This is a genomic window from Klebsiella sp. KE9456 (assembly GCF_043832615.1).
Lineage (GTDB): Bacteria > Pseudomonadota > Gammaproteobacteria > Enterobacterales > Enterobacteriaceae > Klebsiella > Klebsiella indica.
The window spans coordinates 121,697-145,773 of sequence record NZ_JBDYQK010000008.1; the positions used below are offsets into that span (position 1 = coordinate 121,697).

General features: G+C 50.8%; 20 protein-coding genes. 12 read left to right on the forward strand and 8 right to left on the reverse strand.

The genetic code is table 11. From position 1 onward, the window contains the following. Positions 1-154: 154 nt before the first annotated feature. Positions 155-1,120, forward strand: a complete 966-nt coding sequence (gene glk, locus ABK821_RS10195; RefSeq protein WP_343178230.1) for a glucokinase — start codon at positions 155-157, stop codon at positions 1,118-1,120. Between the two features lie 27 nt (positions 1,121-1,147). On the opposite strand, the gene ABK821_RS10200 is transcribed toward glk, so the two are convergent. Further along, positions 1,148-1,891 carry a LytTR family DNA-binding domain-containing protein gene (locus ABK821_RS10200; RefSeq protein WP_138361445.1) on the reverse strand — a complete coding sequence of 248 codons (744 nt, stop codon included), beginning with the start codon at positions 1,889-1,891 and terminating at the stop codon, positions 1,148-1,150. Between the two features lie 17 nt (positions 1,892-1,908). Then, a complete protein-coding gene (locus ABK821_RS10205; RefSeq protein ID WP_171034887.1) occupies positions 1,909-3,582 on the reverse strand; it encodes a sensor histidine kinase in 1,674 nt (557 codons plus the stop codon). 397 nt (positions 3,583-3,979) lie between these two features. On the opposite strand from ABK821_RS10205, the gene alaC reads away from it, so the two are divergent. After that, a complete protein-coding gene (gene alaC / locus ABK821_RS10210) occupies positions 3,980-5,215 on the forward strand; it encodes an alanine transaminase (RefSeq protein ID WP_138361443.1) in 1,236 nt (411 codons plus the stop codon). A 44-nt stretch (positions 5,216-5,259) separates the two neighbouring features. Here the strand turns inward: alaC and ypdK are convergent, their stop codons facing one another. After that, positions 5,260-5,331 (reverse strand): membrane protein YpdK, encoded by a 72-nt coding sequence (gene ypdK / locus ABK821_RS10215; protein WP_077777854.1) that lies wholly within the window; start codon positions 5,329-5,331, stop codon positions 5,260-5,262. Between the two features lie 575 nt (positions 5,332-5,906). On the opposite strand from ypdK, the gene ABK821_RS10220 reads away from it, so the two are divergent. From ABK821_RS10220 to ABK821_RS10230, 3 genes are all read left to right on the forward strand, one after another. Continuing rightward, positions 5,907-6,641 (forward strand): GntR family transcriptional regulator, encoded by a 735-nt coding sequence (locus ABK821_RS10220; RefSeq protein WP_138361442.1) that lies wholly within the window; start codon positions 5,907-5,909, stop codon positions 6,639-6,641. A gap of 124 nt (positions 6,642-6,765) precedes the next feature. After that, on the forward strand, positions 6,766-8,373 hold the full coding sequence (locus ABK821_RS10225) for a PTS transporter subunit EIIC (protein ID WP_138361441.1): 1,608 nt from the start codon (positions 6,766-6,768) through the stop codon (positions 8,371-8,373). A 13-nt stretch (positions 8,374-8,386) separates the two neighbouring features. Continuing rightward, positions 8,387-9,712 carry a 6-phospho-alpha-glucosidase gene (locus ABK821_RS10230; RefSeq protein WP_343178231.1) on the forward strand — a complete coding sequence of 442 codons (1,326 nt, stop codon included), beginning with the start codon at positions 8,387-8,389 and terminating at the stop codon, positions 9,710-9,712. Positions 9,713-10,150: 438 nt separating this feature from the next. Here ABK821_RS10230 and ABK821_RS10235 read toward each other — a convergent pair whose 3' ends face one another. Further along, positions 10,151-11,116, reverse strand: coding sequence for a LysR family transcriptional regulator (locus ABK821_RS10235; RefSeq protein WP_138361439.1), 966 nt, complete (start codon positions 11,114-11,116; stop codon positions 10,151-10,153). A gap of 364 nt (positions 11,117-11,480) precedes the next feature. Between ABK821_RS10235 and ABK821_RS10240 the strand changes: the two genes are divergently transcribed. The 7 genes from ABK821_RS10240 (at position 11,481) to ABK821_RS10270 (ending at position 19,438) form a co-directional block, all read left to right on the forward strand. Continuing rightward, the gene (locus ABK821_RS10240; RefSeq protein WP_374043492.1) at positions 11,481-12,668 is read left to right on the forward strand and encodes an amino acid permease; all 1,188 of its coding nucleotides are present in this window, start codon (positions 11,481-11,483) and stop codon (positions 12,666-12,668) included. An 11-nt stretch (positions 12,669-12,679) separates the two neighbouring features. Then, entirely contained in the window at positions 12,680-13,861 is a 1,182-nt protein-coding gene (gene metC / locus ABK821_RS10245) for a cystathionine beta-lyase (protein WP_343178232.1), read from the forward strand. A 558-nt stretch (positions 13,862-14,419) separates the two neighbouring features. Then, positions 14,420-15,256, forward strand: coding sequence for an ABC transporter ATP-binding protein (locus tag ABK821_RS10250; RefSeq protein WP_138361436.1), 837 nt, complete (start codon positions 14,420-14,422; stop codon positions 15,254-15,256). After that, entirely contained in the window at positions 15,253-16,098 is an 846-nt protein-coding gene (locus tag ABK821_RS10255) for an ABC transporter permease (RefSeq protein WP_138361435.1), read from the forward strand. Before ABK821_RS10250 ends, ABK821_RS10255 begins: the two co-directional genes overlap by 4 nt. 45 nt (positions 16,099-16,143) lie before the next feature. Beyond that, complete coding sequence (locus ABK821_RS10260; protein ID WP_138361434.1) at positions 16,144-17,115, forward strand: ABC transporter substrate-binding protein; 972 nt, start codon at positions 16,144-16,146, stop codon at positions 17,113-17,115. 15 nt (positions 17,116-17,130) lie between these two features. Continuing rightward, positions 17,131-18,501: an amidase gene (locus ABK821_RS10265; protein WP_138361433.1), complete on the forward strand. Its 1,371-nt coding sequence runs from the start codon at positions 17,131-17,133 to the stop codon at positions 18,499-18,501. A 109-nt stretch (positions 18,502-18,610) separates the two neighbouring features. Next, a complete protein-coding gene (locus tag ABK821_RS10270; protein WP_138361432.1) occupies positions 18,611-19,438 on the forward strand; it encodes an isochorismatase family protein in 828 nt (275 codons plus the stop codon). Between the two features lie 299 nt (positions 19,439-19,737). On the opposite strand, the gene ABK821_RS10275 is transcribed toward ABK821_RS10270, so the two are convergent. The 4 genes from ABK821_RS10275 to ABK821_RS10290 are packed head-to-tail and all read right to left on the reverse strand — an operon-like array spanning position 19,738 to position 24,075. Continuing rightward, positions 19,738-20,382, reverse strand: a complete 645-nt coding sequence (locus tag ABK821_RS10275; RefSeq protein ID WP_138361431.1) for an MOSC domain-containing protein — start codon at positions 20,380-20,382, stop codon at positions 19,738-19,740. 37 nt (positions 20,383-20,419) lie between these two features. Further along, entirely contained in the window at positions 20,420-22,390 is a 1,971-nt protein-coding gene (locus ABK821_RS10280; protein ID WP_343178233.1) for a TonB-dependent receptor, read from the reverse strand. A gap of 30 nt (positions 22,391-22,420) precedes the next feature. Continuing rightward, complete coding sequence (modD, locus tag ABK821_RS10285; protein ID WP_343178234.1) at positions 22,421-23,275, reverse strand: ModD protein; 855 nt, start codon at positions 23,273-23,275, stop codon at positions 22,421-22,423. Then, positions 23,272-24,075: a class I SAM-dependent methyltransferase gene (locus ABK821_RS10290; protein ID WP_142502344.1), complete on the reverse strand. Its 804-nt coding sequence runs from the start codon at positions 24,073-24,075 to the stop codon at positions 23,272-23,274. The genes modD and ABK821_RS10290 overlap by 4 nt, the downstream gene beginning before the upstream one ends. Positions 24,076-24,077 lie beyond the last annotated feature (2 nt).

Here is a 24,077-nt window from a genome sequence, read left to right on the forward strand (position 1 = left end):
GAGAGCACCCTGCACAATATTTCACAAATTACAGTTCAACTGTGACTCATGTCGCTAAACCAGGGGCACTTATGCGTTGGTCATTGTTGTTAAGACGTCATAAATTTACAGTGTGCCAAAATAATTATTTTGACTTTAGCGGAGCCGTAACGGAATGACAAAATTTGCTTTAGTAGGCGATGTTGGCGGAACCAATGCCCGTCTGGCATTGTGTGATATCGCGAGCGGGGAGATCTCCGGCGCCAGGACCTATTCCGGGCTCGATTATCCAGATCTTGAAGCCGTTATTCGGGTCTATCTGGCAGAGCATGATGTCAAGGTGGAGGACGGCTGCATCGCTATCGCCTGCCCGATCACCGGGGATTGGGTGGCGATGACTAACCACAGCTGGGCCTTTTCCATCGCGGAGATGAAAAAGCGCCTGGGGTTCTCGCATCTGGAAATCATTAACGATTTCACCGCGGTGTCGATGGCGATCCCGATGCTGAAAGCGGAACATCTGATTCAGTTTGGCGGTACGGAGCCGGTGGAAGGTAAACCTATTGCTGTCTATGGTGCGGGCACCGGGCTGGGCGTAGCCCATCTGGTGCATGTGGATAAGCGCTGGGTGAGCCTGCCGGGTGAGGGCGGCCATGTTGATTTCGCGCCGAATAGCGAAGAAGAGGACATTATTCTGCAGCAGTTGCGTAAAGAGCTGGGGCACGTTTCTGCTGAACGTGTGCTATCTGGCCCGGGGCTGGTGAATCTCTATCATGCGATTGTTAAATCCGATGGGCGTCTGCCGGAAAATCTGCAGCCTAAGGATGTGACCGAGCGCGCACTGGCTGATAGCTGTATTGATTGTCGTCGCGCACTGTCATTGTTTTGCGTCATTATGGGCCGCTTCGGCGGTAATCTGGCGCTGAATCTTGGCACGTTTGGCGGCGTGTATATCGCTGGCGGTATCGTGCCGCGCTTCCTCGACTTCTTTAAAGCATCCGGTTTCCGTGGCGGGTTTGAGGATAAGGGCCGTTTTAAAGATTTCGTGCAGGATATCCCGGTGTATTTGATTGTGCACGATAACCCCGGGCTGCTGGGCTCCGGCGCCCACTTGCGTCAGACGTTGGGCCAGGTGCTCTGACGCCGGCTTTGATGCGGGGTTATTTCGCTACAAATGCATGAGCTGGCGAAACTCTTTCACTTTGCTGCGGCTGACCGGAACCTGAAACTCGAGATCCCGAAGCCGCAGAATATAGGTGTTATTAAACCAGGGTTCAATTTCACGAATTTTATCCAGGTTGACGCAATACGAGCGATGGCAGCGGAAGAAGTGCGCGGGCGGGAGTTTGCTGCAAAACTCTGTAATATTCATCGGCATGACGAACGATTCCCGCCGGGTATAGACGAAGGTCATCTTTTCATGCGCTTCCGCGTAGTAAATATCGTGGATGCTGGTGACGATAATTCGTTCATCTTTAATTAAATTGATGGTGTCGTTTTCCCGCGTCGGGTTGGCGACCATCCCGCTACCGACGCTGGTCTGCTGTTGCTGCTGCCAGGCGTTAGTCAGCTTTTTCAGCATATTGATGATGCGCGACTCTTCGTAAGGCTTAAGGATGTAATCGAATGCCTCCAGTTCAAAGGCCTCCACCGCATGCTCTTTCCATGCGGTGATAAAGACGATAAAGGGTTTATGCGCGAACTGGCTGATATTTTGCGCCAGCAGAACGCCATCCAGGGAGGGGATATTGATGTCGAGAAAAATAGCATCGACCTTGTTGTGCTGTAAAAACTTTAGCACATCCAGCCCATCATCAAAGGTGCCGACAATTTCCATTTGACTATGGGTGTTAATCAACCAGGTCAACTCTTGTTGCGCGAGAATCTCATCTTCAACAATAATGACTTTCATTTTATCTCCGCTCATGACTACCGGGATTCCGTCGCCGCCAAAGGCGCATGTTGGTTTGGCACATAGAAAGCAATCTCGGTACCTGGCGTCAGACGTCGGATATGCAGGCCTTCGCCGTACAGTAGTTTGACCCGGTGATGAACATTCAGTAAACCAATTTTGTTACCTGGCATTTCATCGGCCCCCACTCTTGCCACTACTGCCGGATCAATACCATTTCCTGTATCACGAACGCTAATTCGCACCCGATTTCCGCACTCATTAATACCGATGGTGACCACGCCTTTACCTTTGCAGGGTTGGATCCCATGGACAATCGCATTCTCCACCAGTGGCTGGATAAGCAGGCTGGGGATCATACAGTTGACGTCATCATCAATATCATAAATCACCGTCAGCTTATCGCCGAAACGAGCCTGCTCGATGGCGATGTAGTCCTTGATCTGATACAGCTCTCTCTTGATATCTATCTGCTCATCATCTTTTAACTCAATGTTATAGCGTAAATAGCGCGACAAATTAAAAATCAACTGACGCGCGGTGTCGGGATTCAGACGAATCGACGACGAAATCGCGTTCAGGGCGTTAAATAAAAAGTGGGGATTGATTTTGCTTTGCAGCGCGCGCAATTCAGCTTTGTTAGCCATTTCACGAAGCTGTTCGGCACGGGAAACTTCCAGTTGAGTAGAGATAATTTGCGACAGGCCAACCGCCATTTCCTGCAGTGAAGAGGTAATGCGGTGCGCGTGGCAGTAATAGATTTTTAGCGTACCGGTGACGACGCCCTTCTCCCACAGCGGGATGACCAGCATGGAGTGTATTTCCGGCGTTCTGTGAGCTTCATCATTGTTTTTAATAATGATTTTTCCATAGCGAATCGCCTGTTGCGTCGTCGGGCTAATAAAGTCATCGTTATCGCGGTAGTTAATTTCCCCTACGCCAACATAGGCCATAACATGCTGGGTATTGGTCATTGCCACGGCATCGGCATTGATATCACGGCGGATGATGTCGCATACCTGACGCAAGGATTCGCTATTCACGTGGCGAAACAGCGGCAGCGTTTTGTTGGCGATATCAAGCGCCAGTTTTGCCTGACGCGCCGCGCTGGCCTCTTTTTCACCCTCAACGCTCTGTACCAGCAGAATGATAAAGCCGATACAAACGCTGCCGAGGATCATCGGGATACCAATTTTCGACACAATGTCGATCCCCAGCGAGAGCGAAGGCGCCCACAGCACCACCAGGATCATGGTCAACGTCTCGCACAGCATCCCGGCGAGGATCCCGGCTTTCCAGTGTTGCGCTTTAGGGACTTTACGACTGATAAACCCGGAGAGCAGGCCCGCGACAATACTGGTAATAAAGCAGGGTACGGCGGTGACGCCATCGATATCAATGAGATAGCGATGCACGCCGGCAATCATACCCACAATTGCCCCGACCCAGGGGCCGAAAAGGATCCCGCTGGACATCACGGCAATCACTCGCACATTGACCAGCGATCCTTCCACCGGTACGCCAGACCATGTACTGAACAGGGCGAACAGGGAGAAGATAGCGGTTACTGCCAACAGCTCTTTCGGCGTATGCGCGGATTTATGCAGCAATTCACGAAAAAGGCGCAGTCGAATAAGAAAAAAGAGGCAAATCAGCATGAGTGCTGCGCGGTCATAAACCGCCAGCAGCATGTTAAATATTTCGTGCATGGGTACGCCGCGTTAATCGCAAGAAAGGGCTATGATAGAAAACCTCGCGGCAGAAGGCCAGCCGCAGGTATGAATAGGGAAATACCCTATAAATAAAAGGGGATTGACGGCAACAAACTGAGATTCAACAGCGTTTGCTGATGACAGGGCGTTTAAGTAAAGTAAAAGATATCAATGTGTTAATTTTTTTCATTGCACACAGGTATCCTGAGATACGTTCTGCCGTATTTAGCCGATTTAATTCCTGTTTTGCCACCGGCAATTATTTTTTATCTCTCCTCTCGACAGCATGAATTTTTTCGGGTTATTTTCTAAACATGCCGCAAGCGCGGCAGCGTCGCTCGGACGGTCCGGGCGCTAACGTTAATCCGAGGAATCTATGGCTGAATTCAGTCCTGAACGCCGTTTCACGCGTATCGATCGTCTCCCCCCGTATGTTTTTAATATCACTGCTGAACTGAAAATGGCTGCGCGTCGCCGTGGCGAAGACATTATCGATTTCAGCATGGGTAACCCTGATGGCGCGACGCCGCCGCATATCGTTGAGAAACTTTGTACTGTTGCCCAGCGGCCCGACACCCACGGTTACTCCACTTCCCGTGGTATCCCGCGCCTGCGCCGTGCGATTTCACGCTGGTATCAGGAGCGTTATAACGTTGATATCGATCCGGAATCGGAAGCGATTGTGACTATTGGTTCGAAAGAGGGGCTGGCGCATCTGATGCTGGCTACCCTGGATCATGGCGATACCGTCCTGGTGCCCAATCCGAGCTATCCGATTCATATTTACGGTGCGGTCATTGCCGGAGCCCAGGTGCGTTCGGTACCGCTGGTTGAGGGCGTGGATTTCTTCAACGAGCTTGAGCGGGCCATTCGTGAAAGTTACCCGAAACCGAAAATGATGATCCTCGGTTTTCCGTCCAACCCCACGTCCCAGTGCGTTGAGCTGGCGTTTTTCGAGAAGGTTGTCGCCCTGGCGAAGCGTTATGACGTGCTGGTGGTGCACGATCTGGCCTATGCCGACATTGTTTACGATGGCTGGAAAGCGCCGTCGATTATGCAGGTCCCTGGCGCGCGCGATGTTGCCGTCGAATTCTTTACGCTTTCGAAAAGCTACAATATGGCAGGCTGGCGCATTGGCTTTATGGTCGGCAACAAAACCCTGGTTAACGCGCTGGCGCGTATAAAAAGCTATCACGATTACGGCACTTTCACGCCTCTGCAGGTGGCGGCAATTGCTGCGCTGGAAGGCGATCAGCAGTGCGTTCGCGATATTGCGGAGCAGTATAAACGCCGCCGCGATGTACTGGTTAAAGGACTACATGAAGCGGGCTGGATGGTGGAGTGTCCGAAGGCTTCGATGTACGTCTGGGCTAAGATCCCGGAGCCATATGCGGCGATGGGGTCACTGGAGTTTGCGAAAAAGCTGCTGCAGGACGCCAAAGTCTGCGTTTCACCGGGTATTGGCTTTGGCGATTATGGCGATACCCATGTGCGCTTTGCTTTAATTGAAAACCGCGATCGTATCCGCCAGGCCGTACGCGGCATTAAATCAATGTTCCGCGCCGATGGGCTTCTTCCCGCGTCGAAATTGACGACTGAAAGCCATGAATAGAAAAACGGGAGCCTGCTGGCTCCCGTTTTTTTACACCGTTATGCTTAGATCATCAGGGCGAACGTACCGGCCCAAACGATGACCATAAAAGAAATGCCCATTAAAAAGTATTTCACGACTCATCACTCCGCGCGCTCAACGAGACGCCTTAAATGAATTTAATTTTCATTACTTACCCAACCAACGCTAACAGCAATGCAACATTTTACTGTCGGCGGTCGTTGCAAATTTTGTGTTCTGACTGGTCCAGATGGCGCTAATGTACGCCTAAAAAATGAGGGAGACAAGGGCCATTTTTTTATTAATTTTTAGTTACTTATAAGTGTCGTGATTCGGCGACACATTAATTTCATTTGGTATTAAATTCAATTTTGGCGACGCTGTTCGACACGAATTCCATGTCATATATAGTCATTTGATTTTGGACTTTTTTCTGCCAAAAAGAGAGTAGTGAAAAACGGACCCTGCGACAGGGAAGGTGCCTGAAGCGAGTTGGTAAATTTGGATATGGCCGCTCTTGCGGACAGCACGCCTGTATTCGGCGGATGTACCTGATGTTTACCGACATCACTCCGCGTGAGTGATGAGCGGCAATGTCGTTTGCCGGGGAATTTCGCCGTAACTAAGCACAAACATTGTCACTTTGCTCCGCTGTCGCTACCATACCTGGGTGAAACAAGGAATTGCGCCAATGATCGATAAATATTCAACCGTACCCGTCTATTTGCAGCTTGAACAATATCTTATCGGCCAGATTACTTCCGGTTCGCTGAAACCCGGCGACGCAATTCCCTCAGAAAGTGAACTTTGCCAGCAGTTTGCGATATCCCGAATGACCGCGCGAAAAGCAGTGGATTACCTGGTACGTCAGGGCAAAGTGGAGCGTCGTCGGGGTCAGGGAACCTTTGTCGTGCAGACGGGTAAAAATGTGCGCATTTCTCTGCCACTCGACAGGCATCTCTCTTCCAGCGAAGCAACGTTGGGTCTGGATGAACCGGTAGTAAACCGCCTGATTTACCTCGATCGCCAGCCCGCCTCGCGGGATATTGCGGATAAACTGCGTCTTGCTCCTGACAGCGACGTGTGGTTTATGCAACGTCTGCGCCTGCTGGGAGAGATTCCATTTGTCTTCGAGCAATCGTGGATGATTACCGAACCCTTCGACGATTTAAGCGCGGAAGATCTGAATAGCTCTAAATATGCCTATATCAGCCGGAAGGGGTTTACCGTTGCGCGCTCGGAAAAAGAGATCCATGCGGAACTCCCTTCTCAGCAGGTGCGCGACATGCTGGGGATTAAACGCGATGAACCGGTTCTCCATTCCACCTCGCTGGCGTTCCTTCATGACGACATTCCGTTCGAGATCTCTGAAATTTACTATAACCAGCAACACTACCGTTTTACCCTGACCGCCGTACGTCCGTAATCGGATAAAAAGGTTTAACTTTGTGATCCTTGCCGCGTTTTGACTTTAGTGGGCTAGACAACTATACATTATATCTCGCTATACTCAGTCTCATGTTCAGCCAGTGCCCTAAAGGAAAATAACAATGAGTCGACCGGGTGAGTTTCTACAGGATCTGGGAAAGGCATTAATGATGCCGATTTCCGTGATTGCTGCCGCTGGGATATTTCTCGGCCTGGCAGCGGCATTACAAAATCCGAGCATCGTGGGGGAAGGTATTATTCATGCTGACGTGATGCAGCAGATTATCGGTTTCATCCGTAAAGTTGCCGGGGCATTATTTGGTAATCTGCCGTTACTTTTTGCGATTGCTGCCGCTATTGGCCTGGCGCGGGATGAAAAACCGACGGCCGCATTTGCTGCCGTCATTGGATTTATTACTTTTCACATCGGTGTGAATTACAGCCTGTTGGCGCAAGGTCTTACCCCACAAACAACGTCTGTCGCTGCCTTCATGGAAAAGGGATATAGCCAGACGCAGGCGGTAATGTATTCTGCTGAATTCGCCAATACGTTAGGTATTTTTTCTTATCAGATGAGTGTGCTGGGGGGCGTTATTGCCGGCCTGGTCACCGTTATTCTGCACAATCGCTTTTATACGATTAAACTCCCGGCGGCCATCGCCTATTTTGGTGGCCGCCGTTTTGTTCCTATTATTACTATTATCGTGCTGCCAGTTATTGGTGTGTTAATGTCGTTGGTCTGGCCGATCATTGCTAACGCAATTATCCATCTGGGACAGTTTATTGGTGAATCTGGCCCTTTTGGCACATTTGTTTATGCCTTTACCGAGCGTATTCTGATCCCAACAGGTTTGCACCATATCCTCAACGAGACGGTTCGTTTCACTCCGATAGGTGGCGTGGTGCATGTCAATAATGAAAGCGTGATTGGCGCACTCTCTATCTTCAATTATGCACTGGCCCATCCTGGTGCGCTATCCGATGATATTGTGCGTGAGGCGACTCGCTTTCTGGCGCAAGGGAAAATTCCGGTGATGATGTTCGGTCTCCCTGGGGCGGCACTGGCGATTTATCGCTGTGCGCGACCAGAGCACAAACAACGGGTTAAAGCGTTAATGATGGCGGGGGCGCTGGCCTCTTTCACTACCGGGATCACCGAACCCCTGGAATTCAGCTTTATTTTTGTCTCGCCGCTGCTGTTCTTATTTCATGCCGTGATGACGGGGCTCTCTTTTGCCTGCGCTCAGCTTTTTCAGGTGATGATTGGCAATATACAGGGCGGTTTTATTGATTTTATGGTTTTTGGCGTGTTGGGCGGCGCGAAAACACTCTGGTGGTTTGATTTGTTACTGGGATGTATTTGGGCTCCGGTCTATTACTTCGTCTTCAAATGGATCATTGTGCGCACCAATACCAGAACGCCGGGGCGCGAAGAGGATGAGGCGGTCAACCATTATCGCGTGGAGTCTACGCAGGATAATCTGGTTACGGCAAAAATTATCGCCGGTCTGGGAGGGCGAGAAAATATCCAGAATGTCGACTGCTGCTTCACGCGTTTGCGCGTAAAAATTAAAGATATGCAGAAAATTGACGAAGACATTTTAAAACAAAGCGGCGCCAATGGTTTTATTCGTGCAACCGACACTGATATTCAGGTTATTTACGGTCCGCAGGTGGAAGGGATCGCCAGTGCGGTGAAGCAAAATTTACTTGTTCAACAGACGCAATAAGAGAACGAATGATATGAAAACTGCATTTAATATTGTATTGGTTGGCGGAGGGTCTACATGGACGCCGGGTTTATTAAAGGCGTTATGTAAACTGAAAACGCGTCTGCCGTTAAAGAAACTGGTGATGTTCGATGTGAATGAAGAACGCCAGAAGGTGATTGGCGAATATGCCAGGGTGTTGTTTCGTGAAGAGTACCCGGAGCTGGAGTTTATGTATACCGGGGATGAAAATGTGGCGTTCAGCGATATGGATTTTATCTTTTGCCAGATGCGCACTGGCGGGTATGCCATGCGTGAGAAAGACGAAAAAATTCCGCTGAGCCTGGGTGTGATTGGCCAGGAGACCTGTGGTGCGGGTGGGTTTGCTTATGGTATGCGCTCTATTCGCGACATGATTGCGCTGGTGGAAAAGGTTCGCTCCCGTTCACCGAATGCCTGGATCCTGAACTACACCAACCCGGCGGCAATTGTAGCTGATGCGCTCAACAAACGTTTCCCGGATGATGACCGTATTCTGAATATTTGCGACCAGCCCGTTAACCTGCTTCGTTCATACGGTCGCCTGTTAGGGCGTGATCCGGGGACTTTTGACCCGGTCTATTTCGGTCTTAATCATTTCGGCTGGTTTACCCACCTGTACGACGAAAATGGCTACGATCTGGTTCCTGAGTTGAAGGCCTATATCGCGAAGAATGGTTTTATACCGGCTGATGCTGAGCAACGTGACCAGTCGTGGCTGGATACTTACGCGCTGGTGGCGGATATGCTGCGCGATTTCCCGGATTATCTGCCCAACACCTATCTGCAATACTATCTCTATCCGGAGTATAAATTCTCCAGACTCGATCCGAACTTCACCCGTGCCAATGAAGTGATCAATGGTCGGGAAAAAAGAGTCTTTGAAGAGTGTCGCACGGCGGTCGCGGAAGGGACAACACGAAATGTGCATGTTGTGCATAATGACGCGCATGGCGACATGATCGTTGAGCTGGCGGAAGCTATCGCGTTTAACCTGAAAAAGAAATTCATCGTTATGGTGCCGAACAACGGCCTGGTCGAGAACCTGGATGACGATGTCATGGTTGAGCTAACGGCTGAAGTCGGCTGCAACGGTCCTCGTCCGTATGGCGTGGGGAAAATCCCGACGTTCTACAAAGGGATGATCGAACAGCAATTTGCTTATGAACGCCTGACGGTGGAAGCCTGGTTTGAAGGATCCTATGCCAAAGCTCTCCAGGCGCTGACGTTAAACCGGACGATTATTGATGCTAAAAAAGCGCGTAAAGTACTCGATGCATTAATTGAGGCTAACAGAGAGTATTGGCCGGAATTAAAATAAGCGAACTGGGCCTGCGGACTTCTGTGCTTATTGCTAAGAGCCTATCCCATTAGGGCTATTTTGCTTGTCATTTTGAACCTGGGCAGTGCTCAAGCTGTCTGCGCCAATAACGCCTGGTGGGATAGGCTCTAAAGAGGAGGAAACACGTTTTCCCCATCCTGATGAGTATCAGCCGAAATCAATCAGCTGGATTTCCTTGTTTATTTATTGACAATCCCCGGTCTATTTTCTTGTAACTGAGTTTTGTCAGTTATCTGGGGCGTTCAGCTTCAGGATAACGGAAAAATGAGTGAAGGCACATGGCCCGGAGAATAAAATGTAACGTTTCGTGCGTCATCAATTAAAGAAAAATATTGAAACTACAGCTTATAGTATATTTCATACTGATGAACTATGGCAGTCAGCGCCAGGGAAGACGCTACTTCGGGAATCAGGTTTTTAATCCATTTTACGTCTGAGAAAACGTGTTTCTGTCGGTAAATCATTAACGTCATTATTGGGGCGTTTATCTGGTGTGGTTAATTCTTTTTTGAGATGCTCAATGAATGTCATTGTTAATGGATTAATATATCTTGTTCTCTTTCTGATTGCATATAAATAATGAGAAAGTCCTGCGTGATACTCTGGCAGTATATGAACCAGTGCGCCTTTTTTAATATATAAAGAAGCCAGGTAATCTGGAATGCATGAAACACCATTATGATTTAGCAATATACTTAATAACGTCAGGCTGGAATTAGAGGTTATAACTGAATCAACGGGAACCATGATCTCTCCGTTGCCACCTGAAAATACCCAGTTATCATGGTAGGACATAACCAGATTGGTGATGCAGCGATGTTGGGTCAAATCATTGGGCGTTTTTATTGCGGGTTTTCCGGAGAGATATTGAGGGGAGCAACAATATATCCAGTTAATTTCTCCGATATAAGTGTGGCATTCCGTTTCAGTGAGTTTCCGGGTTATCCTCAATACCATATCAAAATTGGTTTCTGATAAATTGATTATGTTGTCATTCAAATCAATATGGAATTTCACACGGGGATATTTCATCTGATAAGCTGTAATCAGATCCGGAAGAACTTTTGAACCATAGGCTACCGAGCAGGATAGCTTCAGATGTCCCTCCGGCTCAGAATAACTACGAACTTTTGAAAACATATCTTCGCATTCTTCCAGCAGAGTAATCGCGCGATTAAAAACGGCCTCACCGTGCTCGGTAATAAAGATATTTCTGGTTGTTCTTTGTATTAACTGGGTACCCAGTTGTTCTTCGAGTTTTGACAGACTTTTGCTGACCGCTGAACGAGATAGCCCCAGTTCTCTGGCGGCTTTGGTGAAACTCCTTGTTTCGGCGATCCTCACAAAGACGCTTAACTGACTTAATGTACCTGAGTTTAACACATTGTGATCCTCCTCTTTCCTGTGATTGAGTGTATCAAAAATCATTAATTACGCAATGTTGTTAAATGATTGAGAAATCACAAAACAGAAAGTTATTTTATCCTGGCGATATTATTCTCTTTAATTCACTAATGAGTTGTATGTTATTCAACAATAATATAATTATTCCATTCCGATCACAAAATCCTGTTTTGTTATTAGCACTAAATAATTCGCTGTGGTTATGTAGAAATGTAGATGTTTCTTGTTTAACTAACATAATGGTAACATCATGAATAATAACGCTGATATTTCAGAAGGAATGATTTTACAGAAAATACCTTTTACAACGTATGATGTCGGATGGATTATTCTTTGTATTGGTATGGCCATTGGTGGTGGGATTATTTTTCTGCCTGTACAGATTGGTTTAAAAGGAATTTGGGTCTTTTCCTTATCGGTTCTGATTGCCTATCCTGCACTCTATATGATGCAGTCACTTTACCTTAAAACTTTATCACAAAGCCCGGAATGTAAAGATTACTCTGGTGTTATTACCTATTATTTAGGTAAGAATTGGGGGTTTTTCCTCGGTGTGACGTATTTTATTATGTTGCTTAAAGGGATGTTAACCTATTCACTTGCAGCAACATTTGACAGTGCATCGTATCTCCAGACATTTGGCGTGACCTCGGAGATGCTGTCGGATAAGTGGTGGTATGGGCTGGTGGTCCTGGCCTTACTGGTAAGCATTGCGGCGCAAGGTGAGAAATTACTTTTCAAAGTTTCAGGCCCGATGGTGGTGGTAAAACTGGCGGTGGTTGTGCTGTTAGGTATGGTAATGATTCCGCACTGGGATATGCGCAACATTAGCAATTTGCCGCCTGTTGGAGAACTCCTGACAGGTACTGTTCTGACGCTGCCTTTTACATTGTTCTCTATCCTTTTTGTTCAGATTCTTAGTCCGATGAATGTCGCGTTCAGGAAAGTAGAAGCAGATCCTAAAATTGCCACTCTGCGAGCGTTAAGAGCGAGTCGGATAGCTTATGGAATACTCGTTTGCTCTGTGCTTTTCTTCGCGTTTTCGTTTACCTTTTCCCTGAGCCATGAGCAGGCGGTTGAGGCAGCTCAAAATAATATTTCCGCAATGGCCATTGTTGCAAAAGTTATTCCTGGGGAAATGGTGAGAGTGATGTCTATCCTGCTGAATATTTTCGCTATCGTGACGGCCTTTTTTGGCATTTTCCTCGGTTTTCAGGAGGCGATGAAAGGAATAGTGGTCAATGTACTGTCCCGGTTTATCGATGAAAAGGCAATTAATGAAACTGCTGTGAGTATCGGCGTTTCAGTCTTTATTGTTCTTCTGCTATGGGCATGGGTACTCACACACTTTCCTGTTCTGCTGTTACAACAGATAGGGGCGCCGGTTTATGGAATTGTTTCGTGTATTATTCCATGCTATCTGGTGTTTAAAGTCCCACAGCTTAAAAAATATTATTCCTGGCGGGTCCTGTTTATCTCAGGAACGGGACTGTTGCTCTGCCTGTCACCTTTTTTCAAATTATTTGAGTAGAAGGCTATCTGATGAAACACAATGCAGAACTGAAAAAATTCAAGATGAGTACACAACTAGCAATGTTGGGACGAAACCCTAATGAACAGAACGGATTTGTCAATGCGCCTGTATATCGCGGGTCGACAGTGGTCTACAAAAGCTGTGATGATATCCGACATAAAAGAGCCCGCTTTTCTTACGGCACATCCGGTATGCCCACGATTGAAAATTTAGAAATGGCCTGGTCCTCGCTTTGTGATTCAGCCGGGACGGTTCTTTCTCCATCCGGTCTTGGCGCACTGGCGCTGGCGCTATTCTCTGTCACCAGTGCGGGCGATCATATTCTGGTGACGGATTCCGTGTACCGACCAACCCGCAATTTCTGTAACACGCTGCTGTCGAAATATGGCGTTTCCGTAACGTACTACGATCCCCTGATCGGAACGGATATCGAAGCGCTCATCCAGGAAAATACCCGCGTAATCCTGCTTGAATGTCCGGGGTCGCAAAGTTTTGAGGTGCAGGACATCGGGGCGATTGTCGCGGTGGCTAAACGACACAATATCAGCACGATAATTGATAATACCTGGGCCACGCCTCTGTTTTTCAACGCGCATGCGCATGGCATTGATTTGTCCGTCGAGGCCGGCACGAAATATCTCAGCGGTCATTCCGATTTGCTGATGGGGTTAGTGTCTGCTAATGATTCTCACTGGCCGGCATTACGTAAAACGTATGATGCAATGGCGATGCTGCCAGGTGCTGAAGACTGTTTTCTGGCGTTACGTGGGTTGCGAACTATGCATCTGAGGGTAAAAGAGGCGGAAGCTCGTGGTCTGGAAATGGCTGACTGGTTAAAGCGTCAACCAGAAGTCAGCAGGGTGCTGCATCCGGCGTTTGAAGACTGCCCGGGCCATGAAAACTGGAAAAAGTATTTTACCGGTTCAACAGGCCTTTTCTCCATTGTACTTAATGCCCGCTTCAACCAGGATAATGTTGATGACATGCTTGATAACATGCGCATTTTTTGTATGGGGTTTTCCTGGGGCGGATTTGAAAGTCTCATCATTCCTTTTAATTGTGCGGAATACCGAACGGCAACGGCATGGAAACCGGAGGGGATGACGCTACGACTGCAGATTGGTCTGGAAGATATGGACGACCTGAAATATGACTTAAAAGAAGGTCTGAAGCGTTTGTCTAACCGGTAATTTATTCCCCTCACTGTCTCTGCGCGAGAGCGTCTCGCCGACACAGTGGGGGGAATTGTCGCAAGTATTCTCCTCCGCAGGCAATCAGAGCGCGTTTCTGGCGCCTGGCCCCCATTTTTTCTCTTCCTCCCTGATGATTACCTAACGACCTTCAGCGCCTGGGCATTGAGCGGTACAGGTCATCTGTCGCAGCCGAATCTGCCAATAGCCCGTTCATCTCCACTCCCCGCAGGCCTGATGGTATGCGCGTAGCGCTTATTCTCCGGTATATCCCTCTTCTTAAGGAGGTTATTGCGTCGCGTATCGCTTTTGCGCCCTCCCGGGGGCATCGGGCATGGCGGTGAAGAAAAGTTGATGCAGTGCACCGGGCTGGCCGGGTTACGCTCAGCATGTCGGTCGAACGGAAGGATAATTATGGGAAGAATGACAAGTTTGATAAGTTTGTCGTATTAGACAAGTTTGACAAGTTATTGCACGGTGAAGTGCGCGCAATCGACATCCCTGTTATCCGGCCTGGCGTTTTTGAGGGTCGGAAATACTGTTAGTCCGGAGTGTAAGATGAACCTTTCACCAGCAAGAGAAAAAATGCCTTCTGGCGATCCTGCCGCCCCTGCGGTAGCGATTGCCATGAAAGGCGTAAAAAAGCAGTTTTTAGATCATGACGATAACGCAGTAGACGTTATCAAAGATATTTCCCTCAATATTTATCACCAGGAATTTATCAGCATTGTCGGGCCCAGTGGCTGCGGCAAAACCACGATGTTTAACATTATCGCGGGGCTGTTGCCTCCGACGGCGGGCGACATTCAAGTGTTCGATCCGTACTATGCCATGCCCGGTAAAGGGCGTGTGGGCTACATGCTGCAAAAGGATCTGCTGTTTCCGTGGCGTACTATTCTGGATAACGTTTGTCTCGGTCTGGAAATTAACGAGATGCCGAAGAAGGAGCGGCATGAACGGGCAATGACATACCTGGATAAATACGGGCTGGGTGATTTTGCCCACGCTTATCCCGCCACGCTTTCAGGGGGAATGCGGCAACGCGCAGCACTGATCCGTACCCTGGTCATTGATCCTGACATCATTCTGCTTGATGAGCCGTTCTCTGCGCTGGACTACCAAACCCGGCTGGTACTGGAAGAGGAAATCCTGACGATCCTCAACGAATACAGAAAAACCGTGGTGTTGATCACCCATGATATTGGTGAAGCGATTGCCATGTCCGATCGTATTGCGGTGATGTCTCAGCGACCAACCTGGAACAAAAAAACCTACGATATTGGCCTTGCCAGGCGGCACGGCTCTGCCATGGGCGCCCGTAAAGATCCTCAATTCCAGACCTTCTTCGATGCCATCTGGGCTGATATGGATATCCAACTGGGGGAACATGCATGAGTAAATCCGCCGTTGTTGTTGGTAAAACTGCCTCGGATCGCGCACGCCAGGGACGTCAGCGCACAAAGCGCTGGCTGTCACTATTGCGGGATAATGGTTGCCGGGTATTGCTCCTCGTCGTCATTGTCGCTCTGTGGCAGCTAGGGGTGAATACCGGTGTGGTAAATGCCTTTCTGATGGGATCGCCAGCGGGGATTTGGCAGGAATTTGTACGTCTGGTGGCGAATGGTGAACTGTTACAAAATACCTATGTCACGGTATATGCCACCGTAACGGGATTTGTGCTGGGCAGCTTGCTCGGTTCATTTTCGGGGCTTTTGTTGTGGCATACACCAGTGCTGGCACGTATTCTCGATCCTTTTTTCATTGCACTCAACAGCCTGCCGAAGATCGCTTTGGCGCCGATCATCATCATTTGGTTTGGTTCCGGGCTGTTTTCCAAAATTGCGCTGGCCTTTATCGCGACCTATGTCGTGGCATTACTCTCCGCATGGCAAGGCACACACCAAATTGATGATAGCCAGGTAAACCTGATGCGTTCCCTGGGGGCTAACCGTAACCAGATTTTTCGTAAGGTGGTGGTGCCTTCGACCCTGCCGTGGATTATCGCGGCTTTTCGACTAAACATCGGTTTTGCCCTGATTGCCGATATCGGCGGTGAGTTCATCTCCTCCGATTATGGCCTGGGGAAAATGATTTTCGTTGCCGGCAACCTTTTCAATCTCAACGTTGTGTGGGTTGGCGTCTTTGCGTTGCTGATTGTTGCCATTGTGCTCTATCTGGTCGTGGTTCAACTACAACGCTGGTTACTGCCCTGGGAACGTCAGCAAACGCATCGCTAGGGGTACCGTTCCGTAGTTCCTTAACGCCTTAAGAAGGAAAGTAAAATGAATAAAATCGTTGCATGGGTGTGCGCGGCGCTGTTTACCGCTTGTTCTGTCAATGCATCAGCGGCTGATGCGAAGCCCGATCGCGTACTGGTGACCGAAGCATTTCACTCTTTACTGTATCTGCCGGTTTATGTTGCCAGACACCAGGGATTTTTCGAAAAAAACCAGATAGACGTCACGTCGATTCGCTCCGCGGGGTCAGGACCAACGGCGCTGGCGGCGGTGCTGTCTGGTGAAGCGCAATTTTCCGTACATGGCCCGGAGCATGTCGGATTCGCTCAACAAAAAGGGGGCAAGGCCAAAGCCGTCAGCGCGGTGGCTAACAGTGCGCCAGTATGGATTGTGGCTAAACCAGATTTTAAATTCTCTTCACCGGCGGATTTAAAAGGCAAACGGGTGGTCGTTGGCCTGGCGCCAGGGACGTCGAATACGCTGCTGTTACGCTTGCTAGGTCAGAACGGATTGAATCCGAAGACGGATGTGGAAATTAACGAAGTACAAAATGGTTCGGAACTGGGACCGTTGTTAGCGGGCCGCGCGGATGCTGCCGTGGTGTATGAACCTCAGGCGGATCAGGGGGTAGGGCAAGGGTTGAAAGTGATTTATGATTTTACGCGTGACTACCCGGAGTATGCGTTCTCCACCATTAATACCTCGGAGAAAATGATTGCCGATAATCCGCAACTGGTTGCGCGCTTTGTTAAAGCTATCAATGAATCGTTGGCGTTTATCCATCAGCATCCCGATGTTGCCAAACAGGTGGCACGCGAGGAATTTGCCGGACTGAACGGCAGCGTGGTGGATGCGGCGGTACAGCGGATGATCGACAGCAACGTCTATCCCGCCAACGCGGTCATTTCTCCTGAAGCATTTACAACCGCGATTAATATTCAGAAGTTTGTCGGCAATATCACACAGGATATGCCTTATACGCAAATCGTTGACGGTCAGTTTGCTGCCAGACCATAACAGGGACATGAGTGGATGAAGAAAGTGTTGGATACCTCGCCCTTTGCCACGATTGCCGCTACCCGGCGGCAGCTGGCGGCGCGCAAGATTTCTCCGAGCGAGCTGTTAAGCCATTTTCTGGCGCGTATCGAGCAGCGTGACGGCGAGATCAACGCGTGGCGTTACCTTGATACAGCGGGGGCGCGTCAGCGCGCCCTTGACCTGGACCAGCAGATGGACGCCATTGCCTGCAAGCCTGCGCTGTTTGGTATTCCTTATGGCGCGAAGGACATTTTTCATACCCGCGGTTTGCCGACCGAAGGGGGATCAAAGGTACTGAAAGGTCATATCTCCAGGGAAAACGCAAGCGTGATCGACAGGCTTGAGAGTCAGGGCGCTTTGTTGCTGGGGAAACTGACGACCACCGAATTTGCTAATCTGGGCACACCGCCGAAGACGGGCAATGCCTGGAACCCGGCGCATACGCCCGGTGGATCAAGTAGCGGATCGGCTGCCGCCGTCGGCGCGCGAATGGCGCTGATGGCATTGGGTACACAAACTGCCGGATCGCTGTCTCGTCCGGCGGCATTCAATGGTGTGACGGTACTGAAAGCGACCTATGGGCGTATCAGCAAGGCGGGAGTGATCCCCGCCAGTTGGTCGCTGGATCACGTTGGCGCTTTTACTCATACGGTTGAGGATACGGTACTGGTGTTTAATGCGCTTTCCGGCCCGGATGGTCGTGATGACACTACGCATTCCTTGCCCTATACGCCGCTGCAGCTGCGTGAAAATCACGATTACAGCGTGGGGATCGTGGAGCATCCCTATTATGCTGATGTGGATGATGAAATTGGCGCCGCTTGTCTGCAGGCAATGGATGATCTCGCCGGGCGAGGTGTTAAGCTCAAACGTATTGCGCTTCCGCAAAGCTTCGATGCAGCTTGCCGCGCCCACCATATTGTGATGCAGGCGGAGTGCGCAGCGTATCATCAGGACACCTTCTTACAGAAGCCGATGTTGTTTGGTGCGTATTTGCAGGAATTCCTGCAACAGGGGCTCGCGATCTCCGCGCAGGAATACTTGCAGGCGCAGCAGGTGAGAAGGCGTTATCGCCATGAGCTGGCGGCGTTGTTCGATGACGTGGATATCTTGATGACGCCAGCAACGCCGACATTGGCCCCCTATGGCCTGGCGGCCACCGGGTCTCCTGCTTACAATATGCCGTTTACCAACGCGGGCGTACCGACGTTGGCGCTGCCGGTGGGCATTTCCTCAACGGGAATGCCAATGGGCATACAGTGGGTTTCTCGTCACGGTAATGAGCAGGCGCTGGTGGATTTAGGCATGCTGTATCAACAGATCACAGACTGGCATGCCTGTCTGCCGCCACTCTGTCAGGTATAATGGTTGATAACTGCGTGGCGCCTCCGTCAGAAAAGCGTCACGCGATGAGACCACAGGACGCACCGGTCTGGTATACAGCTACTTTTCCGGTCAATGGGATAGATATGTCATGTACGATAAATTATTGACGGTTTCTGATGCGGCGAAAATGCTGGGGATCTCTGCCAGCACGTTGCGTCGACTGGAAGAAAACGGGGAGGTCAAAACCTATGGGCTGAAGGTCGTTTATACCCCAGGCGGTCAGCGTCGTTACCTTGCGGACGAGATTCAGCGGGTTTTCACGCAGACGGGTTTTGCCCACAAGATAGGCTTTGGTAGCAAGGCGGCGATTTTGGTGCGGGATGTTACCTACGCCTACATGGATTCCGGTTCGACGCTGGCGATTGATACCCCGTTTGATAAACAAGGCTTGCATCGGTTGTTGACGCTTGCGGCGCAGCGTGGGCTACCAACGATATTTACTCGCACAATTTATCGTCCTGAACATGCATTTTCCTGGCTGTGGGGGAAAAAATACCCGTTTATTACCAGGCTGACAGAAGATGCCTACCTCAACCAGATCGATGAGGCGCTGGCGGATGCGCCCTTTTCGCGCAACCATACAACGTGTTATGTCTCTGACTTTTATGGTAATAATCTGGAGGCGTGGCTAAAACAGCAGGGCATCGATACCATAATTCTGGGGGGCGTTACCGCCAGCGGCAGTATTCGCGCTACCGCCATTGAGGCGTTTCAGATGGGGTTCCATGTGATGGTGCCCCGCGAAGTGATTGGCGATCGCAGCCAGTCATTGCTTGATTTCACCTTGCTGGATCTTAATGCCCGCTATGCTGATGTATTAAGTCTTGAAGAGGTGTCCGGGTGGCTGACGACTTTACCATTCGCGCCGGGTGAATCAACAATGCGTCATTGCCAGCCCGATGAGTTGAGTGAATGATGCATGTCATTAATTCTCTGATTGTGTTGTGATTTCTCCTCGACATTCAGTATCAGTGGCCATATTTATCCGGGGTGCTGTCTATGATTGCTCATCAGACCGGTTATGTCGCGCAAGTGTGAGTCGTCTCGTTTTTCCCTGTCGGCGTACCGGTTGCGGTGACCGTCACCTTAATGAAGGCAGGCGCTGTGGCTGAATAAAAGTCTTCTGTTTCACCTTTCATGTTGGCATAAGCATTGAACGGTTACCAGGCGCGTGACGCGCCTGTACGAGTGGAATTGGCACACAAAGGGCAAATATCAAGCTTCATTATTCAGGCGCTGCATCGCTAACGCCCGCCAGGGGGCGGCAAGAAACGGCATTGCCGACAGCGCCAGTAACTCTTCATCGCTGCCCTGGTTATCAAACACCATACGCTGTACCCGACTGAGCGGCCAGCCGTCGGCGAGGCGATCGATAAGAATAAAGGTATCATCGCAACGGGCTTCCCCCGGCGTCACAACCCGATAGAACCAACCGTTGCGCGACTGTCGATGCATGATCGTCGGTGCATTCGGATCCTGCAGCCGCCCGGCCATAGTCTGGCAGGCGACTCTGCCCCAGGAGACCTGGATTTCTGCGCTACCGAGGCGAAAAACATCTCCCGGGCAGACATCATTTTCCGTCATTCCGCGAGTGGAAAAGTTCTCGCCGAAGATCCCGGTGTAGAGCGCCTGGCCACCCAGCGCCGGGTAACGTTCGCGCCAGAAATCGTAATGTTCCAGCGCGTAATGCATTAGCGCGCAGTCCGGATCTGAAAAATGTTCCTGGATACCGTTCTCTGCTTCCAGTCCGTGCTTGCTGAGGTGTACCCGACCGCGCAGCACTATTTTGCGCTGCGAACCATCAGCCTGGCGCTGATTGCCCAGAATAGCCTGTAGCCTGACCGAAAAATCTGTATTCATGATTGACTCCCGGGGGTTCCGCCGCGCGGAACCGCGTTTAAAATTTATATTCCACACCGGCCCAGACGTTGCGCCCCTCTTCAATAAATCCTTCGCTGTAGTAATAGCGGGTATCGAAGAGGTTGTTGACTGAAGCATTAACGCTAAAGCCGCGGCCAATAGCGTAATCCGCGCGCAGGTGAGTGATGGCGAAACCTGCTGCCCGCTGGGAACCATCGCTGTTGCTGTAGCTGGACGATCGCGCCTCTTCCGACAGCGTTACGCGTAGCGATTCCGTTGGCTTCAGCGTCAGCCAGGCGGTTAAGGTTTGATTTGGCAGATCGGTGACTTTTCCCGCCGCCTGACGTTTGGCGTCGGCATGAATCAGGCTGTAACTCAGTCCGACATCCAGCATCGCCAGCGGCGAGCCTTTAATACCCGCATCGATTCCGCGGTAGTCAACGCGGCCGCTGTTCTGGTTCTGCACCGTGTCATCGTCAATATTGATCGCCAGAATCGCATCGCTGACCCGGTTGTACCAGGTGCTGATTTCGTAGGACCAGCGATCGTTAAAATGGCCGTTCCAGGTGAGGTCTACGCCGCGAGCGCGTTCCGGTTTCAAGTGCGGGTTGACCAACGCGATCTGGTCTTTTGCCGGTTTCGAGGTGGTGTAGCGCTCCTTGAGCGTCGGGAAACGGGTACGATCGTACCAGGACAACGCGAGGGTATCCTGCCTGGCGAAATGGTAGCGGGCCATGGTTTCCCAGTTAAATGCGTTTTGCCTGTTGCTGTCATAATGGGTGACGCTGCCGTTATTTTCGTGCTTCTTACCCTCAAGACTATTACGCCAGTCGTAGCTGACGCCGACAACGATATCGAGGTCATCGGCGGCGGCCCATTGATATTCGCCAGCAACCGACCAGGTACGATCCTGATAGCGATCGTAAGGGCCATTTAGTGCGCTCTTTTCGCGATGCACGTCATCTTTCCAGTTTACCGCCAGCGAGAGCTGGTCACTATCGAGAAGGTCGGCAGACAGCTGTAAGCCCGCGCCGGTACTGTAGTCGTCGTAGCGGCTGTAGTTGCCCTTTTTATTTTTAAGATCCGCAAGGCTGTTGTACATCAGTAGCGTATTTTTGAAGGTATCGTGGTACAGGCGACTTTTCAGGGTAAAGGCGTCGGTAAGATGAGTCGTGCCCTGATAGTAGTAGCTTTCCTTATCGTATTCCGGCCACTGCCAGTAGCGCGATTTCTGGCTGCTGGTTCCGGCATACGGTGGGTTCTGCTTTTCACCGTCCTGTTTAATATAAGTGAACGCGTATTCATCACTGGCACGCGGCGTGAAGCCAAGCTTGATGATGCCGCGCTTGTCATCGCTGGCGGAATTGACCATTTTGCCATTTTCACCGGTGATGGCATTGCGGACGCCATGCGGCAGGCCGAGGAAATCCTGCTTGAGACGACTGCCGCTAAGCTGGATATAGCCAAGGTCGTTGCTGGCTGCGAGCGAAGCGTGAGTATCGAAGGCATTGTCTTTGCTGCGGCTCCAGCCCTGGCGATAGCCGACGCTGGCCTCGAAAGGTTTAGCGGGGCGTGGGGTGGTAATATTTATTGCGCCGCCCATTTGATTCGGCCCTTGCAACAAAGAAGAGTAACCCTTAGAGACCTCGACCGATGCGATGTCGGAAGTGAGGAAACGCCCGAGATCGAGATTGCCGTCGTAAGGGACATAAATTGGTACACCGTCAAAAAATACCGGTACCTGACGACCGTCAAAACCGCGAACTTTCACCTGCAGTTCGTTACGGCTACCTGCTTTTTGTAATACCACGCCGGGTACGACTGAGAGCGCATGCGCGACATCGTTCTTATCCAGCGACTGCATGGTCTCTTGCCCGAGAATCGTGGTCGTAGCCGCCGGGGCCGGGCTCGACCACACGGTCATTGACTCCTCCGCGGCTGCTGAACATGCAGCCTGACTGATGCCTAAACCCAGAGCGGTATAAATAATATTGTTCCTGACGTTCATTTTTATCATTCCATTTTGGCTTATTTATTTTTATTGCGAACTTTCCACCTGCATACTGATCTGAATGTCGGCTGGCTGTGCGAACCACGGCGCCGAAGTGATGAACAGTTCGATTCCACAATCGAGATAATGGGGAAGCGTGCTTAAGGTGATGCCGCCGGTGAGCGCCAGCGTGCAGTGCGGCGCGAGGCGTGCCGCCTGTTGCGCGATGTCGCTGGCCTGTTGCGGCGTAAACTTATCCAGTTGCAACACATCCGGCGCGGCGTTCAGCGCGGCGATCGCCTCATCGACGTTATCAGCTTCGACGGCGATCTTTTTTTCCGGCGAACTTTGCCGCAACTGCTGGATAGCTGAATGCCAGTCGTTTCCGTTGCTGAGGAAGCGGCGATGGTTGGCGAAAAGCAGTAGCGTTTCCGCGCAGCCCGCGCGATGAATCAGCCCGCCAGCGGCGACGATCGCCTGCGTTCCTAATAGTCGCGTGCCGGGAATGGCTTTACGGGTGCAGGCAATATGACCATTGGGCAGACGCTGATGAAGCATGTCCAGCATCTGCGCCATATAAGCCGAAACGCCGCAGCTCCATTCGAGCACATTTTGTACCGCTTTCCATCCCTGATGCAGCGCGTCGGCGCTGCCATTGGCGCACAGTAAAATATCGCCTGCGGCCACCCGGGTGCCATCACGCTGCGTTTGCGAAACCGTTAAACCCAGACTGCGTAGCATCTGGGTTGCCGGGGCGATGCCGCTTATGCAGCCGCCCTGTCGATGGCGAAATACCATGACGCCTGGCCGTTCGCTAATGGCCAGCGCGCGGGTCGTCAAATCGCCGCCGCCGATATCTTCCATCAGCCAGCTATCGGTAAGAGCCTGGGGAAAATAGATCATGATGCGCTCCTGCATTGCCAGGAGATCAGCGCCCAGTCGCGGGTCGGCGGCGCGATCTGCTGTGGATCCTGCTGGCGATACCAGTGCTGAAGGCGATCGCGTTCGTCATCGTCAAGCGTGCCAAGGGTCCACTTCACGTTCTCTTCGAAACGTTCGAAAGTGCTATTGTCCTGTTGACAGTTAGGGCCGCGAATAAAATCGACGCGCGCATGGATACCCATCTGATACAGCACATTCAGCGCGTAGATATAGTTCGGCAGCTCAACCACATCGCGTCCCAGCGCGCGCTGGATAGCGGGCGACATAAACCAGGGACTGACCAGATGCGTCGTATAAACGCGAAGCCTGGCCTGGCGATTAAGTTTATCCATGGCGGCGTGCATATCGCTGACCAGCGTGGAGCGCGAAGCCACGGCGATATCACAACGTGGAAGGTCGTCCCATGACGCTTCCCACGCCCGGCGGTGCCACTGGGCGTTGTTGATGTTCTGAAGTGCGGCGCGGCGCTGAGCCACCTCCAGCATACCCTGACTGTAATCCACACCGTGCACTTGGGTCAGTTGATCGGCCAGCGCCAGTGCGACGGTGCCTGGGCCGCAACCCATATCAAACAGGCTATCGGCGCCGGTTAAATCGATTTTCTCCAGCAACTGCAGCAGGTAACTATCGGTGGGGCGGGCGCAGTCCGTGGCCATTTTTTCCGCGCGGGCGTCCCAGTGCGCGGGGGATTTTTCGGTTCGCCCGGCAAGCTTAAGCTGCTGGCGGTAGAGTTCGGCAAAATCAATATCGTCAATGAGCATAA